Annotated in this window: 13 protein-coding genes and 1 pseudogene; 8 read left to right on the top strand and 6 right to left on the bottom strand. The window is 67.3% G+C overall.

The features are described from left to right. Nucleotides 1–8: 8 nt before the first annotated feature. The 5 genes from hutH to hutU are packed head-to-tail and all read right to left on the bottom strand — an operon-like array spanning nucleotide 9 to nucleotide 5,880. Nucleotides 9–1,493, bottom strand: a complete 1,485-nt coding sequence (hutH, locus tag GUI70_RS02210) for a histidine ammonia-lyase (protein WP_161880665.1) — start codon at nucleotides 1,491–1,493, stop codon at nucleotides 9–11. After that, a complete protein-coding gene (hutI, locus tag GUI70_RS02205; RefSeq protein WP_161880664.1) occupies nucleotides 1,490–2,701 on the bottom strand; it encodes an imidazolonepropionase in 1,212 nt (403 codons plus the stop codon). The genes hutH and hutI overlap by 4 nt, the downstream gene beginning before the upstream one ends. Continuing rightward, nucleotides 2,694–3,596 carry an arginase family protein gene (locus GUI70_RS02200; RefSeq protein WP_161880663.1) on the bottom strand — a complete coding sequence of 301 codons (903 nt, stop codon included), beginning with the start codon at nucleotides 3,594–3,596 and terminating at the stop codon, nucleotides 2,694–2,696. Before GUI70_RS02200 ends, hutI begins: the two co-directional genes overlap by 8 nt. Further along, nucleotides 3,593–4,216, bottom strand: coding sequence for a hypothetical protein (locus GUI70_RS02195; protein WP_161880662.1), 624 nt, complete (start codon nucleotides 4,214–4,216; stop codon nucleotides 3,593–3,595). Before GUI70_RS02195 ends, GUI70_RS02200 begins: the two co-directional genes overlap by 4 nt. Beyond that, complete coding sequence (gene hutU, locus GUI70_RS02190) at nucleotides 4,213–5,880, bottom strand: urocanate hydratase (protein WP_161880661.1); 1,668 nt, start codon at nucleotides 5,878–5,880, stop codon at nucleotides 4,213–4,215. The genes GUI70_RS02195 and hutU overlap by 4 nt, the downstream gene beginning before the upstream one ends. Before the next feature lie 73 nt (nucleotides 5,881–5,953). On the opposite strand from hutU, the gene GUI70_RS02185 reads away from it, so the two are divergent. After that, a complete protein-coding gene (locus GUI70_RS02185) occupies nucleotides 5,954–6,664 on the top strand; it encodes an IclR family transcriptional regulator (protein ID WP_161880660.1) in 711 nt (236 codons plus the stop codon). 15 nt (nucleotides 6,665–6,679) lie between these two features. Here the strand turns inward: GUI70_RS02185 and GUI70_RS02180 are convergent, their stop codons facing one another. After that, a complete protein-coding gene (locus GUI70_RS02180; RefSeq protein ID WP_161880659.1) occupies nucleotides 6,680–7,165 on the bottom strand; it encodes a universal stress protein in 486 nt (161 codons plus the stop codon). A 114-nt stretch (nucleotides 7,166–7,279) separates the two neighbouring features. Between GUI70_RS02180 and GUI70_RS02175 the strand changes: the two genes are divergently transcribed. The 7 genes and pseudogenes from GUI70_RS02175 to GUI70_RS02145 all read left to right on the top strand — a co-directional run bounded on the left by GUI70_RS02175 (nucleotide 7,280) and on the right by GUI70_RS02145 (nucleotide 16,338). Further along, the gene (locus GUI70_RS02175; RefSeq protein ID WP_161880658.1) at nucleotides 7,280–7,927 is read left to right on the top strand and encodes a TetR/AcrR family transcriptional regulator; all 648 of its coding nucleotides are present in this window, start codon (nucleotides 7,280–7,282) and stop codon (nucleotides 7,925–7,927) included. Further along, nucleotides 7,888–9,429: pseudogene (locus GUI70_RS02170) on the top strand (FAD-dependent monooxygenase); the annotation flags it as partial. The gene GUI70_RS02175 and the pseudogene GUI70_RS02170, both read left to right, overlap by 40 nt. Before the next feature lie 90 nt (nucleotides 9,430–9,519). After that, a complete protein-coding gene (locus GUI70_RS02165; RefSeq protein ID WP_161880656.1) occupies nucleotides 9,520–10,518 on the top strand; it encodes an aldo/keto reductase in 999 nt (332 codons plus the stop codon). Between the two features lie 75 nt (nucleotides 10,519–10,593). After that, on the top strand, nucleotides 10,594–11,805 hold the full coding sequence (locus GUI70_RS02160; protein ID WP_237724646.1) for a sugar efflux transporter: 1,212 nt from the start codon (nucleotides 10,594–10,596) through the stop codon (nucleotides 11,803–11,805). Nucleotides 11,806–11,824: 19 nt separating this feature from the next. Then, a complete protein-coding gene (locus GUI70_RS02155; protein WP_161880654.1) occupies nucleotides 11,825–14,464 on the top strand; it encodes a sensor histidine kinase in 2,640 nt (879 codons plus the stop codon). Then, complete coding sequence (locus GUI70_RS02150) at nucleotides 14,461–15,483, top strand: serine hydrolase domain-containing protein (RefSeq protein WP_161880653.1); 1,023 nt, start codon at nucleotides 14,461–14,463, stop codon at nucleotides 15,481–15,483. Before GUI70_RS02155 ends, GUI70_RS02150 begins: the two co-directional genes overlap by 4 nt. A 93-nt stretch (nucleotides 15,484–15,576) precedes the next feature. Continuing rightward, nucleotides 15,577–16,338, top strand: coding sequence for a 3-hydroxyacyl-CoA dehydrogenase (locus GUI70_RS02145; protein WP_161880652.1), 762 nt, complete (start codon nucleotides 15,577–15,579; stop codon nucleotides 16,336–16,338). The last annotated feature ends 16 nt before the right edge of the window (nucleotides 16,339–16,354 follow it).

Below are 16,354 nucleotides of genomic sequence, written 5' to 3'. Positions count from 1 at the left end.
GTGCGCCCTCAGCTCAGCAGCCTGCCTTCCCGCACCCGCGTTCGCAATTCGTCGAGTTCGGGCTTGAAGTAGCGGTCTTCCTCTAGCATCGGCACGAACGAACGAATGGCCCGGTGTGCCGCCTGAACGCCCACGCCGGGTTTGAGCGGCTGAAAGTCCAGCGACTGAGCGCCGCAGAGCAGTTCGATGCTGATGATGGTGAACACATTTTCCATCACCTCGCGCAGCTTGCGGCAGGCATGAGCGCCCATCGACACGTGGTCTTCCTGATTGGCACTGGTGGGAATGCTGTCCACACTCGCCGGATGGCACAGCACCTTGTTCTCGCTGACCAGCGCGGCGGCGGTATACTGGGCGATCATCAGGCCCGAATTGAGGCCGCCGTGCGGGGTCAGGAATCCCGGAAGGCCCGACAGCGCCGGGTTGAGCAGCTGCTCGCAGCGGCGCTCGGAGATGCTGCCGAGTTCAGCCAATGCCACGCACAGCGCGTCGGCGGTGAGCGCCAGCGGCTGCCCGTGAAAGTTGCCGCCGCTGATAACCTCATTCGTGTCGGGCAAGATCAGCGGGTTGTCGGTCACGGAGGCGAACTCGGTCGCCAGCACCCGCTCGGCATGGTGCAGCACGTCCAGCGTGGCCCCGTGGACCTGCGGCACAGCCCGCAGGCTGTAGGCGTCCTGCACCCGTCCGCAGTCGGCGTGAGAGGGCGCGATCTCGCTGCCCTGCAAATATGAGCGCAGTTCGGCGGCGACTTCCAGCGCGCCGGGATGGGGCCGCAGCCGCACGATGTCGTCGCGGAACGGCTGGTGGCTGCCGCGCATGCCCTCCACCGTCATGGCAGCGGCGCGGTTGGCGGCGCTCAGCAAGGTGCGGGCGTCCAGCACGCTGAGGGCCAGCAAACTGCCCATCAATTGCGTGCCGTTGATCAGGGCCAAGCCTTCCTTGGCTTGAAGTTCCAGGGGCACCAGGCCCAGCTCAGCCAGGACATCGGCCGCTGGACGCACCGTACCCCGGTACTCCAGTTCACCCAACCCAATCAGCGCCAGGGCGAGGTGGGCCAGCGGCGCGAGGTCGCCCGACGCGCCCACCGAACCCTGAGCGGGAATGACGGGCAAGGCGTCGGCGTTGAGCAAGGCCAGCAGCAACCCCACGACCTCCTCACGCACGCCGGAATGACCCAGCGCCAGCGACTGGGCGCGCAGCAGCAGCATCCCGCGCACCACTTCGCCTGGCAGCGGCGCACCGACCCCGATGGCGTGCGAGACGATCAGATTGCGCTGGAGCTGGCCGAGCTGAGCACGGTCAATGCCGATGGTGGCGAATTTGCCGAAGCCGGTGTTGACGCCGTAGACGGCCTTGTCACCTTCCACGATGCGCTCGATGACGGCGCGGGCTCTTCGGATGCGCTCACGGGCGTCGGGCGCGAGTTCCACCGCCTCAAAGCCGCGCACAACGCGCTGAAAGTCGTCCAGAGTCAGGCTGCGGTCTAAAATCATGAATATTGCTCCTGTCCGGCAATGAACACGGTTTGAACGGGATTTGCGCCGAGAGTGTAGGCAAGGTCACGCCAGTCGGCAGAATGCAGCGCCAGGAAGTCGGCCCGCTGGCCCACACTCAAAGCTCCCCGGTCGGTCAGGCCTAGCGCGGCGGCGGCGTTGACGGTGGCAGCGGTGAGCGCTTCGGCGGGCGTGAGCCGGTTGAGGCGCACTCCCAGGGCCAAGGACAGCTGAATCGAGAACACAGGCGCGCTGCCGGGGTTGAGGTCCGTGCCGAGCGCCAGGCACGCGCCCGCGTCGATCAGCGCACGGGCGGGGGCGGCGGGGAGGCCCAGGTGCAGCGTCACACCCGGCAAGACGGTGGCGACAGTTGGACTCGCGGCCAATACCCTGATCTGCGCCTCACCGCTGGCTTCCAGATGGTCCACGCTCAGCGCAGCGAGTTCGCAGGCAAGTTCGGTGCCGCCGATGGCGTGAAACTGATCGGCATGCAGCTTGAGCTTCAGGCCGTGCAGGTGGGCCGCTTCCAGCATGGCGCGGGTTTCGGGAACGCTGAAGGCTTCGGTTTCGCAGAACACATCCACCGCTTCGGCCAGCTGCCCCTCGGCCACGCGGGGAATCAAGCTGTGGCAGACCTCCTGAACATACCCGGCGCGGTTCTCTTCGGGCGGAACGTGAAGCAGCAGCGTCGGGCGCAGGTCGGCAGCCGTTTGCGTTTGCAGCACCCGGACCGCTTCCAGCATTCGCAACTCGGCTTCGAAGTCCAGGCCGTAGCCGCTCTTGATCTCGATGGTCGCCGCGCCGGAAGCGCTCAGGGCTTGCAGGCGGGGCAGGGCCAGTGCCACGAGTTCGTCCAGGCTGGCCTGCCGGGTGGCCCGCATGGTGCTGCGAATGCCGCCGCCCCGCACCAGGATGGTTTCGTAGGGCACGCCTTCCACCCGGGCCTCGAAGTCGCCCAGGCGATCTCCAGCCCAGACGGCGTGCGTGTGCGGGTCGATCAGCGCCGGGGTCACGGCCACGCCGCCGAGGTCATGGGTCTGTTCGGCACGGGGCGCGTCTTTGGCCGAACCCACCCAGGCGATCAGGCCGTCACAGACAAGCAGCGCAGCGTCGGGGATAACGGCCAGCTCGCGCATGGCCGCGCCGCGCTGGGGGCCAGCTTTTGGGGTGACGAACTGGGCGATGTTGGTGAACAGAACTTCAGTCATCCAGCGCTCCGCACAGTGTTTCCATGATCAGCCGGGCGGCGATCAATTCGCTGCGGCCTGTCGGGTCAAGGTTGGGAGCCAGTTCCACAACATCCAGCCCGACCAGCGTGTTTCTGGCGGTCACAGCGCGGATCAGGCGCAGGGCCAGCGCGTAGCTCAGCCCATCCGGTTCGGGGCTGCTGGTGCCGGGCAGCACGGCAGGGTCCAGGCCGTCCACGTCCACGCTCAGGTAAATGGGCTTGCCCACCGGTAAGGCGTCCACCACGGCGTTGAGGCTACCTTCCAGCTCGGTCATGGCGACGAGGGTGTGACCGCGCTGCCGGGCTGCTGCCACCGCTTCGGGATCGAATCTCAAGCCGCGCAGGCCCAGCGTGGTGATGTGGCTCAGGTTGGGCAGCGCTTCGCAGGCGCGGCGAAATGGGCTGGAATTGGAATAGCGGGTGTCGTTGCGAACGTCGGTGAAATCCAGATGGGCGTCGAGTTGAATAACGTGCAGATCGGGAACGTCGTCGTAAGCGCTTAGCAGCGGAAAGGTGACGCTGTGGTCGCCACCTAGGAAGACAGGTAAGCGGCAGCGGTCCCGCACGGCGCGGGCGGCCCCGGTGGTGCGCTCACGCATCAGTTCGGGTTCCAGGCTGGGCAGCACCACGTCTCCGGCGTCCAAGAAGCTCACGCCTTGCAACCGGGTGCGGCCATCCAGCCCGGTGAACGGCGGCACGTAACGCAGACTGGCTTCCCGGATGGCACGCGGCGCGAAGCGGGCGCCGGGGCGGAAGCCGAGTGCGATGTCATAGGGCACCCCCAGTACGGCCACGTCAGCTTTCCAGTCGGTGTCGGGGGCGTGGTGCGGAGCGCGGGCGAAGGTGGAAATCCCGGCGAAAGGAAGGTGGGTCATGGACAGAACCCCGTTTGCTGACTGACTGGCACACTCCGCTGACTTGATCTCGCAATCTTCAAACCCGGCAGCGCCACCTGGGCAACCGTGGTGCTGAGCTTGGCTTGATCGGCAGCGTAGGTAGACGGCTGAAGCGCCAGGCACAGGCCCTGCCGATTGGGTTTGAGTTCAACGATAGTCAATCGCCTGGCCTGGCTGAAATCCCTGTAATTCAGTATTCCACTGGTATTCCAGACCCGCACAGACGAGCTGCCTTTGCCCAGCAGGTATTTGCTGTCCAGTGACCAGGAAACATCAAGGAGATCGCTGTCCTTGAGCCGGATCTGACTCCCACTTTGGCTGACCAAGTCGATCACTTTCGGATTGTGGCGCGGATCTTTGCTACTCTGCAAAAACCTGATTGCCATGAATTTGCCGTCCGGCGAGGGAAACGCCTCATCAAAGCTCCACTGATCCCAGAAATCGTCGCTATTTCTGGTGGCAGGCGGCGCTTTGACTTGGTACGTGTGACCATTTTTGAACGTCACAGGGTGAATGGGCGCAGGAGGCTGAGGGTTTCCCTGGGCCAGCACCGTACCCAGCGAGGCCGCCAAGAGCACTGTCGCCATCTGACGCTTCATGGGTGATTCTCAATACCCAGGCTCGGCAAATCCAGCCCGCGTTCCCGCGCCACGTCCTGCGCCAGCTCATACCCGGCGTCGGCGTGGCGGATGACCCCCATCGCCGGATCGTTGGTCAGGCAGCGCGAGAGCCTCCAGGCCGCTTCCTCGCTGCCGTCGGCCACCGCGACCAGGCCCGAGTGCTGGCTGTAGCCCATGCCCACGCCGCCGCCGTGGTGAAAGCTCATCCAGCCCGCGCCGGAGGCCACCCCCACCGCGAAGTTGAGCAGCGGCCAGTCAGATACGGCGTCGGAGCCGTCCAGCATCGCCTCGGTTTCGCGGTAGGGGCTGGCGACACTTCCGGCGTCCAGGTGGTCGCGGCCAATCACGATCGGGGCCGAGAGTCGCCCGTCAGCCACCATTTCGTTGAACAGCTTGGCGGCCTTGTCACGCTCGCGGTAGCCCAGCCAGCAGATGCGGGCGGGCAGGCCCTGAAAAGCGATTTCCCTGGCGGCGTAGGTCAGCCAGGATTGCAGCCGCCGATCGTCCGGAAAGAGTTCCAGCAAAGCCTGATCGGTGGCGTGAATATCGGCGGGGTCGCCGCTGAGCGCCACCCAGCGGAACGGGCCACGCCCCTCGCAGAAGCTGTCGCGGATAAAGGCGGGCACGAAGCCCGGGTAGTCGAAGGCATTGGCGACGCCTGCAATGCGGGCCTGCTCGCGCAGGTTGTTGCCGTAATCGAAGGCCACCGCGCCGCGCTGCTGGAGTTCCAGCATGGCCCGCACGTGGTCAGCCATCCCCGCTCGGGCACGCTCCAGGTAGGCGTCAGGCTGGCTGCGGCGGAGTTCGCCCAGATCCTCATCGGCCTGCGCGGGCGGCAAATAACCCCACATCGGGTCGTGGGCACTGGTCTGGTCGGTCACCAGGTCGGGTGTGAAGCCGCGGCGCACCAGTTCCGGCAGCACCTCGGCGGCGTTGCCGAGCAGACCGATGCTGAGTGCCTTGCCTTCCGACTTGGCCTCTCCCGCCAGCTTGAGGGCGGCGTCCAGATTGGGGGCCACCGTATCTAAATAACGGGTATCCAGGCGCTTCTGAATGCGGGTCGGGTCCACCTCGATACTGATGCTGACCCCACCCGCCAGCTTGACCGCCAGCGGCTGCGCTCCGCCCATGCCGCCGAGGCCCGCCGTCACGGTGATGGTGCCCTTGAGCGTGCCGCCGAAGTGCTTGTTCGCAGCGCTGGCAAACGTTTCGTAGGTGCCCTGCAAGATGCCCTGCGTGCCAATGTAGATCCAGCTTCCGGCGGTCATCTGGCCGTACATCATCAGCCCGGCCTGATCGAGCTTGTCGAAGGTTTCCCAGTTGGCCCAGTGCGGCACCAGATTGGAATTGGCGATCAGCACGCGGGGCGCGAGGGCGTGGGTTTGCAGCACCGCCACCGGCTTACCGGACTGCACCAGCAAGGTCTGGTCATTCTCCAGGCGGTCGAGCACCTCCACGATCTTGTGAAAGCTCTTCCAGTCGCGGGCCGCCTTGCCGCGCCCGCCGTAGACGATCAGGTCTTCGGGGTGCTCGGCCACTTCGGGGTCGAGGTTGTTCATCAGCATGCGCTTGGCGGCTTCCTGAATCCAGCCTTTGGCGGTGCGCTGCGGCCCACGCGGCGCGCGAATCTGGGTGGTGGTCATGCCTCAGTGTCGGCTGGCGAGCTGGGCAGCTCAAGAGCTGTGTCCAGCCATGCGGGACAGCTAGACTCAAGGCGTGCAGACCCTCAGTAAAGCCGGAACGGTCCTACGGGCCTTCAGCGCTGCACAGCCGGAGTGGGGCGTGCGGGCGCTGGCCCTGCATCTGGGCTGGCCGCGTGCCACCCTTCACGCCCATCTCGCGGGTCTGACGGAAGCGGGCTTCCTGCGGCGCACGCCCGGCGGGCACTACCGCCTGAGCTGGCAACTCGCCGAGTTCGGCGCTCAGCTCAGCGCGGCCCTGCCCTGGTTCGGACCAGCCAGAAGCGCCCTGGCCAGCCTCGCCGCCGCGACCCAGTCGCTCGGCTTCATCTGCGTGCTGGAAGGGCCGCAGGTCATCTGCATCAACCGCGCCCTAGGCGATCCGAGCGCCGATCATCGCCAGGTTCAGACCGACGTGACCCTCCCCGCCAACGCCACCGCCGCCGGGAAAGTGCTGTACGCCTACGCCGAGTTGCCGACGCCAGCATTCGAGCGCTTCACCGAGAGCACCATCACCACGCCCGACGAGTGGGCGGGCGAGTTGAACCGGGTGCGCGAGGGCGGCCACGCGCTGGCCATCGAGGAATGGGTGGCAGGCCACTGCTCAGCGTGCGTGCCGCTGTGGTGGGCAGGCGAGGTGGTGGCGGCGTTCGGCATTCAGTTGCCCACCCAGCGTTTTCTGGCACGCGAGCGGGCGCTGCTGGCAAAGGTACAGACAGCGGCCCTTGAGTTTGCCGGGCCGCAGTAGCACACTGCACCTCCCTCAGTGGGTGATCAGCACGTCCACCAGCGCGGCGCGGCTCACACTCAGACCCACGCTGCCCGCCAGATTGGCGCTGAGTGCGGTGGTATGCCGCCGACCCAGCACGATCAGATCGGTCTCCAGCTCGGCCGCCATTTTCAGAATCACGTCGGCGGGTCGGGCGGCGCTGAGCAGGTGTGGGCGAACATCCAGCCCAGCCGCCTCGGCACGGGTCATGACGGCCCGCAGATGGGCCGCTCGGGCGTCATAGAGCGTTTGCACGATCTGCTCTTCGAGTGCGCCGCTGCCGGGAATGCTGGCAGCCAGGCTGGCCATCGCGCTGCGCTGGGTGGGCACCACCACCACCACGTCCAGCACCGCTTCAAAGTGCTGGGCCAGAGTGATGGCCCGCTCCACGGCTTTCTCAGAGTGCGGAGCGCCGCCCGTCGCCACCAGAATGCGACGGTAGGGCGACGACGACTCCGCTGCCGACGGATGATCTCGCATGGCTGGAGTGTAAGCCACTTTCGCAGGCAGGGAGTCAGCCGGAGCTTGGGCCTGACCTGAACGAGCACCAAACAATTGCATTTCGAAAAATCAAACTGTACAGTACAGTTTGAAATGACCGATTCCTCTCCAACAGATTCGCCCCGCGCCCAGATCAAGCGCCAGCAGATCATGGCGGCGGCACGGCAGCTCTTTCTGGCGCAGGGGTACGAGCGCACCTCCACCGAAACGATCCGGCAGGCGGCGGGGATCAGCAAGCAGACGCTCTACGTCTACTTTCCCAGCAAGGTGGAACTGCTCAGCGCAGTGGTAACCGAGGAGTTGGCTGGATTTACGCTGGCTCAACTGAGGCCCGCGCCCACCACGCTGAGCGAACTCCGCGCCCAATTGCTCGGGCTGGCCCAGGGCTTTACCCGGCAGATGATGCAGCCCGACGCCCTGGCCCTCCTGCGGCTGTTGATCGGCGAGGCGGTGCATCTGCCCGAGCTGCGCGGCACCCTGCGGCGGGCCTTTCCGGCGCGGCTGCTGGCCAGGGTGGAAGCGCTGCTGAGCGCCGCCCACACCGCCGGTCTCATCAACGCGCCCAACCTCAACCTCAGTGCCCGGATGTTGGTCGGGCCGGTGATCAGCTTCGTGGCGCTGGACGGCCTGCTGAGTGACCAGCCACTGGGCGGTGGACCGCCCGCGCCGCCGGGCCTGGAAACGCTGACCGAACTGGTGGATCTGTTTTTGCTGACTGTGGCGAAAGGGAGCAGAGGATGAACGAGACGCAAGTGCTGATCGCTGGCGCTGGCCCCACCGGCCTGATGCTGGCCCTGTGGCTGACCAGGTTGGGGGTGCGGGTCGAGATCGTCGATCCCAAACCCGGCCCCACCTTGGAAACCCGCGCCATCGCGGTGCAGGCGCGCACACTGGAATTTTACGATCAGCTCGGGCTGGGCGAGGAAGCCCGGGCGCGGGGCCGGGACTTTCACGAGCTGAGCATCTGGACCGGGGGGCAGCTACGCGCCAGCGTCAACCTGGAAGGCGTCGGCGCGGGCCAAACGCCTCACCCCAACCTCTACATCCTGACCCAGGACCAGAACGAGGCCCTGCTGCTCGCGCACCTGAAAGCGCTCGGCTGCACACCACGCTGGCAAACCGAGCTGACGAGTTTCAGGCAAGACGAACGCGGCGTCACGGCGACCCTGACCCACGCCGGGCAAACGCAGACGGTGCGGGCCACTTATCTGGCCGGTTGCGACGGAGCCAGCAGCACGGTGCGCCGTCAGCTGGGCGTCAAGCTGTCGGGCGGCACCTACGCCCAGCGCTTCTACGTGGCCGACGTGACCACCTCCGGAGAGCGACGGGCGAACGACGTGAACGTGTCCTTGGACGACGATCAGTTCCTGGCGTTCTTCCCGATGCCGGGTCTGCACCGCTGCCGCATCGTGGGGCAACTTCCGCCGGGAGCGGGCGATTCGGCTACTTTCGAGACGGTGCGCCCGCAGATTGAGAAGCAGCGCGTCGCCGAGGTCAAAGAAGTGCACTGGTTCTCCACCTACCGGGTGCATCACCGGGTGGCCAACACGTTTCAGGTCGGGCGGGCCTTCTTGCTCGGCGACGCGGCCCACGTTCACAGTCCGGTGGGCGGGCAGGGCATGAACACCGGCCTCGGCGACGCGGCGAATCTGGCCTGGAAGCTGGGGCAGGCCCTCCGGGGCCACCCTGCCGCGCTCGCCAGCTACGGCCCGGAGCGGCGGCCCTTTGCGCTCTCGCTGGTCAGCACCACCGACCGGGCCTTCAGCGGGGTGGTCAACCCCTCGCCGCTGGCCCGCTTCATCCGCACCACGCTGATCCCTGACCTGATCCGGGTCCTGACCCGCCCCAGGCCCGTGCGCCGATTGGCGTTTCTCACCCTCTCGCAACTGCGCATCCGCTACCCGAACAGCCCACTGAGCGCGGGCCAGGCTGGAGCGGTCCGGGGCGGGGACCGGCTGCCCTGGGTCCCGAACGCAGCGGGCAGCAATTTCACGGCGCTCGGAAGCCTGAAGTGGCAGGTCCACGTCTACGGCGCAGCCTCACCGGAACTGCTGACCTGGTGCGGCCAGCAAAATCTGCCGCTGCATGTCTTCGCTCACGGCGCGGCGGCTCGGCGGGCCGGACTGTGCGAGGACGCCGTTTATCTGGTGCGCCCGGACGGCCATGTCGGGCTGGCGCAGCCCCACTTCAACCGCCCGGCGGCGGCGACCTATGTGGAGCGCTGGCTGCCCGGCGACCGGTAGGCAGGGCGCGGGAAAAGGATTAGGCTAAAACCAGATTCACCGTGCTGGGCGCGTCATACCTCGGCGTGACGCGCCCAGCCTGGAGACGGCATGACCTATCAACCCCGCCCCGACCGCTACGACACCCTCTCCTACCGGCGCTGCGGCCACAGCGGCCTGAAGCTCCCGGCCATCTCGCTGGGACTGTGGCACAATTTCGGCGGCGTGGACCGACTCGAAAACGCCCGCACCCTGCTGAGAACCGCCTTCGACGGCGGCATCACCCATTTCGATCTGGCCAACAACTACGGCCCGCCGCCCGGCAGCGCCGAGGAAACTTTTGGCCGGGTGCTGGCGCAGGACTTCTTGCCCTATCGCGACGAGCTGATCATCAGCAGCAAGGCGGGCTACGGCATGTGGCCCGGCCCCTACGGCGACTGGGGCAGCCGCAAGTACCTGCTCTCCAGCCTGGACCAGAGCCTCAGGCGCATGAAGCTCGACTACGTGGACATCTTCTACCATCACCGCCCCGACCCGGAGACGCCGCTGGAAGAAACCATGGCCGCACTCGACCACATCGTGCGCAGCGGGCGTGCCCTGTACGTGGGCCTGAGCAACTACCCGGCGGCGCTGACCCGGCAGGCGGCGGGTCTGCTGCGCAGCCTGGGCACGCCCTGCCTGATTCACCAGCCCAAATACAGCATGTACGAGCGCTGGATCGAGGCCGAGTTGCTCGGGGTGCTGCGCGAAGAAGGTATCGGCGCAATCGTCTTCAGCCCGCTGGCCCAGGGCCTGCTGACCGACAAGTACCTGCGCGGCATCCCGGAAGGCTCGCGGGCCGCCACCCCCGGCACCTTTCTCAAGCCCGACCAGATCACGCCCGTCAAGCTTGAACAGATCGGTCGCCTGGGCGACCTGGCGCGCGCACGTGGGCAGACGCTGGCGCAGATGGCGCTGGCCTGGGTGCTGCGCCACAGTGAGGTCACCTCGGCGCTGATCGGCGCGAGCCGCCCGGCCCAGATCACTGACGCGCTGGGGGCGCTGGACGCGCCCGCCTTCGATTCGGGCGAACTGGAGCGCATCGAGCAGATCTTGAGTGGGCAGATGTGAGTGGGGCACGCAGCGAATGAGCCGCGCCCAACGGACCGACTGATGCAGGCGTCGTCGTTCAGAACCCTCAGGGCCGTGCCCAACGCGCCGCGTCTGTTTGCCTCGGCCTTTGCGCTGGGGCTGGCCAGTTCGTTTTCCGGGCCGTACCTGCCGCTGTTCGCGGTGCAGGTCGCCCACATGAATCCGCTGCGGCTGGGCCTGTTCCTGACCTGTGTCTCGGTGTTCAGTATCGTCATCAGCACCTTCATCGGGCGGTGGTCGGACAAGTTGCCGAGTCGGCGTCCGGCGCTGCTGCTGGGGCTGGCCAGTGCGGCCTGCGCTTACCTGCTGCTGACCCAGACCACCAATTATGCCGTGCTGCTGCTGGTCGGCGGCCTGCTGCTGGGCACCGGGTCGGCCAGCTTTCCGCAGCTGTTCGCCTACGCCCGTATTCAGATCGCGCCTGCCGGGGCGCTGGCGATTCAGCAGGGCCTGGCCACCCTGCGCTCGGTGTTCTCTCTGGCCTGGGTGGCGGGGCCGCTGCTCGGCTCGGCGCTGCTGGGCGCGTACTCGTTCGGGGGGCTATTCGCGTTCACGGCGCTCCTGTTCGGCCTCTCGGCGCTGCCGGTGTTGCTCGACTCGCCGCTGGGCCGCAAGAAAGCACTCGCGGGAGCGCCTCCGCCCCAGACGCCCCACAGCCTGCCGCACACCAATCCGGTGTCGGCCCGCCAGCTGCGCCTCATCGCGCTGGCCTTCGTGCTCTACGCCGCCGCCTTATCGATGGGGTCCTCGGCCTTGCCGCTCTACATCACCCAGACGCTGAACGGCACCAGCCGGGACGTCGGCTTCGTGATCGGGCTGTGCGCACTCCTCGAAATTCCGCTGATGCTCAGCTTCGTGCTGCGCCCCGCCCGCTGGTCGCCGGCCAGCATGATGGTGCTGGGGTTTGCCCTGATGGCCGCCTACGTGCTGACGGTGGCCCTGTCGAGCAGCGTGTGGATGCTGGCCGCAGCGCAGCTGTTCCGGGCGGCGGCCATTGCCGTCGCGTCGGTGCAGGGCATGGCCTACTTTCAGGACCTGATGCCGGGCCGGGTCGGCGCGGCCACCACCCTGTTTGCCAACACCAGCAACGCGGGCAGCGTGGCAGCGGGCACCCTGTTCGGGGTGTGGGCGCAGTTCTTCGGCTACCACAGCGTCTTCGGACTGTGCGCGGGGCTGGCCGTGCTCGCCTGCGGGCTGATGGTGTATGTGCGGCGCGGCAAGGCGGGCCGAAGCGTCCCGTCTGAGAGCGGCCGGCCTGGCCCGTGAAGCGCGGTATCGTGTGTTCATGTCCGACGCGGCCCCGCCTGATTTCCCGCTTGATCCCGCCGCACTGCTCGGCAAGCTCGCCCGGCTCGGCCCGGTTCTCGCCGCTGCCGACACCCTGACCCAACTGCAAGCGGCCACTGCCGACGCCCTGCACAGCGGGCTGGGAGCCACCTCGGCCGCGATTTTGCCGGAAGCCGATCTGGCTGAAACGGGTCCCCTGACCCTGATCCTGGCGCTGCGAGCGCGCCGGAGCATGGGAGCGCTGCGGGTGACGTTCGGTGCGCCGAGGGTGCTGAGCGGCTCCGAACAACTGTTTCTGGATAGTCTGGTGCCTCAGCTCTGCGCCGCGCTGGAGCGCTTGGATCTGGACGGACCGCACGCCGGGCAACCGGGCGAGGGCACTGAGGTCTGGGAGCACAACGAGGCCCTCGACGCCTTTACCCAGTTCACGGCACTCGCGGCCACCACCCGCGACGTCCCGGCGCTGGCGCGGCGGGCCGTTCAGGTGCTGCAAACCACCCTGGGCAACGTCAGCGTGGCCTACTACGAGCGCGAGGACAAGCTGTGGAAAGCCCACGTCTGGTCAAACGACATCAGCGCCGAGGTGGTGGCCGCCATCCGGGCCGGAGTACCGCTGGACGCGCCGAGTTTCGCCGGAGCCAGCGACCTGGAAGCACCGCTGTTCGTCTCGGACTGGAATGCCCAAATCGAGCAGATCGAGGAAACCCGCGATTACGGCGCGGTGGCTTTTTATCCGTACCGGCTGGCCGACACGCCGCCCGGCCTGCTGGTCATCGGCACCCAGGCAGGTCACCAGTGGACGGCGCGTGAGCAGAGGGTATTCCGGGCGGTGGGACGCAGCTTGGGCCTGGCATTGGAGCGCGCCAGCCAGGCCTGGGTCCTGGCCGAGCGGACCGAGGCGCTCGACGCCTTCGTGCGTTTCAGCGAGGGCAGCGCCCTGAGCAGCGACCTGGGTGAGCTGGCGCAGCAGGCGTTCAGCGTGCTGGAAACCTTCTTTCCCGGCTGCACCTGCAGTCTCCACGAGCGCCGGGCCGAGGCCCAGACCGGCCCCCCGGAACCGCGCTGGGAAATCGAGTATTACACCCACAACATCAGTATCGAACTCGCCGAGATCGTGCTGGCCGGGCTGCCCCTGGACACCCCCCTGTTCGCGGCGGCGCTGAAGAGCGGCGAGGCCGATTTCGTGGACGACTGGTTTTCCCAGGTTCCGGGATCAAACGAGCCGTTTCGCACCACCGGGGTGTATCCGATCCTGATCGGCGGCGAGATCCGGGCCTTTCTGAGCGTCTGGCTCAAGATCAGCGGCACCTGGCAGGCCCGTGACCGGGCCATCGTGCGCGCGGTGGGGCGCAGCCTCAATCTGGCCTTGGAGCGTGCCGCCGCCACCGAGGAACTGCGCCGCCAGCGCACCGAACTGCTGGCCCGCACCCAGGCGCTCGAAGCCTTCGCCTCGCTGACCCGCGACCTGACCTTGCAGGCTGAGGAAGTGACGCTCGTTCACCGGGCGCAGGAAGTGGCGCTCTCGCTGCTGCCGCAGGGCTGCGCACTGTATTACCGGCCCCAGGGCGCGCTGTGGCGGCTCATCTCGCAGATCGGCAGCCTCAACGCCCCAGCCCTGCAGGCGGCCATCGACGCGGGCCTGCCCTACGAGACGACCCTTAACCTGCTGGTTCCCTGGCAGACCCGGCAGCCGTATTACCAGGCGCAGTATGACCGCAGCACCGACAACCTCGAGGAGCTGACCGACAAGATCGGGGCCACCGCCGCCCTGCCGGTGCTGGTGGCCGGACAGCCGGTGGGAGTATTCGTGGTGGCGCTGTTTGGCCACCGCACCTGGACACCTGCCGACCGCAGCAGCCTCGAAGCGGTGGTGGGCAGCCTCAGCCTGGCCAAGGAGGGCGCGCGGAGCGTGCTGGCGCTGCGGGCACGCTCTGCCGAGCTGGAGCGGTCCAACAGCGAACTCGAACAATTCGCCTACGTCGCCAGCCACGATTTGCAAGAACCGCTGCGCACCGTGACCAGCTTCGCGCAACTGCTGGTCGGCAAATACCGGGGCCAGCTCGATCCCAAGGCCGACGTGTACCTGGGCATGATCTCGGACGGCACGGCCCGGATGAGCCGCCTGCTGCAAGACCTGCTGACCTTTTCGCGGGTGGCGACCAGCGCCCAGCCGATGCAGGTGGTGCCCACCGGGGACGTCGTGGCGGCGGTGCTGAGTGATTTGCAAGACCAGTTGAACCGCACCGGGGCCAGCGTCAGCGTCTTGGCGCTGCCGTGCGTCTGGGGCGACACCACCCAGTTGCGCCAGCTGTTTCAAAACCTGATTGGCAACGCCCTCAAATTCACTGCGTCGGGCCGCGCTCCCGAGGTGCGCCTCAGCGCGGAGCGCGACGGTTCCCACTGGCGATTTTCACTGAGTGACAACGGTATTGGTATCGCTCCGGCCTTCTTCGAGCGCATCTTCACCATCTTCCAGCGCCTGCACAGCCGCGAGGAATACGAGGGCAGCGGCATCGGGCTGGCGATTACCCGCAAGATCGTGGAGCGACACGGCGGCGAGATCTGGCTGGACTCGCAGCCGGGCCAGGGCACCACCTTTTACTTCACCCTGCCGGACGCGCCGCAGGAGACCCGGTGAGCGCCCTGCAGACCCGCCTCGCGCCTGCCTTCGCGCTGCTGGACGCTTGCCGTATTCCCGCCGTTGCCGCCAGCGTCGTCACGCGGCAAGGCGAGCGGGCCGAGTTCCGGTGCGGCGTCGCCAACCGGCTGAGCGGCGAGGCCCTGACCCCGGCGCATCAGTTCGACCTCGCCAGCCTGACCAAGGTGCTGGTGACGCTGCCGGAAGTGCTGGCGCTGCTCAGTGAGGGCAGACTGGGCCTAGAGACGAGGGTGGGCGACGTGCTGCCGGAAGCGGGCTGGATGCAGAGCAGCGGCCTGAAAACCCAGACGGTGCGGGCGCTGCTGAGCCACGCGGCGGGCCTGCGGGCCTGGACACCGCTGTACCTGTATCCGGCAGACCGCTCGACCCTCATTCAGCGGGTGTTGCAGGAAGCGGGAGTGTGGACCGGAGAACCGGGGCCGCTCTACTCGGATCTGGGTTTCATGGTGCTGGGAGCTGTCGTGGAGCGTCTGCGCGGGCAACGCCTGGACCAACTGGCGGCAAAGAGAAGCGCCCTGACCTTCAACCCGGCTGGCCCCAGCGTCGCCACCGAGACCGACCCCTGGCGTGGCCGAACCTTACAGGGCGAGGTTCACGACGAGAACGCCTGGGCGATGCAGGGCGTCAGTGGGCACGCCGGGGCCTTCGGCACGCTGGCCGCGGTGACCGATCTGGTCGAGCAGTATCTGAACGAGACGCTGCTGCCGCCGGAAGTGCTGAGACTGGCCCGGCAGGAGTTCGCCGCCGACGCGGACGTGCGGCGCGGGCTGGGCTGGCAGCTCTGGACGCCGGACGGCTTTGGCGGGAGTCTTGCCAGCCCAGGAGGGTACGGCCACACCGGCTTCACCGGCACCAGCGTCTGGACCGAGCCGGAACGTGGATACGCCATCACTCTGCTGACCAACCGGGTGCATCCGACGCGGCACGGCACGGCGAGCGAGATCGTGGCGCTGAGGCGCGAATTTCACGACGCGGTGCATCCCTTGATGGCGAAATAGCCGCACACCCGCTCAACGGCTGGAGCAGGCCGCGCTATAACGGCCTGTCTATTCAACTCAGGCGCTCGATTCAGGCGCACCAGGGAGCCCACCATGAACCTCAAGGACAAGACGATTCTGATTACCGGCGCGGCCTCGGGCCTCGGTGCAGGCACGGCGCGGATGGTCGCGGGTGCGGGCGGGCGGCCCGTCATGCTGGACCTCAACGTGGAAGCGGGGCAGGCGCTGGCCGAAGAACTCGGCGGCCTCTTCCTCAAGACCGATGTGAGCAGCGAGAGCGAGGTGCAATCGGCCCTCGGCAATGTGCAGGAGCAGTTCGGTTCGCTGCACGGCGTCGTCAACTGCGCCGGAATCGCGCCCGCCGCCACCACCGTCGGCAAGCGCGGGGCGCATCCACTGGACCTGTTCGAGAGGGTGATCCGGGTCAATCTGATCGGCACCTTCAACGTGGCCCGGCTGGGCGCGGAAATGATGCAGCGCAACGAGCCGGGCGAGGACGGCGAGCGCGGCGTGATCATCAACACGGCGTCGGTGGCCGCCTATGAAGGCCAGGTCGGGCAGGTCGCCTACAGCGCCAGCAAGGGCGGCATCGTGGGGCTGACCCTGCCGATGGCCCGCGACCTCTCGCGCTTCGGCATCCGGGTGGTGACGATTGCGCCGGGCATTTTCGGCACGCCGATGCTCAGCGCCATGCCGCAGGAGGTGCAGGATTCGCTGGCGGCGCAGGTGCCGTTCCCGGCCCGCCTCGGCACGCCCGAGGATTACGCTGCCCTCGCCCGACACATTTTCGAGAACCGGATGCTCAACGGCGAGACGATTCGGCTGGACGGCGCGGTGCGAATGGGAGCGCGGTGATTAAGAAAATTTAAGC

It is taken from the genome of Deinococcus alpinitundrae (assembly GCF_009982895.1).
In the GTDB taxonomy this organism is placed as follows: Bacteria; Deinococcota; Deinococci; order Deinococcales; family Deinococcaceae; genus Deinococcus; species Deinococcus alpinitundrae.
This window is presented reverse-complemented; position numbering and strand designations above follow the sequence as displayed.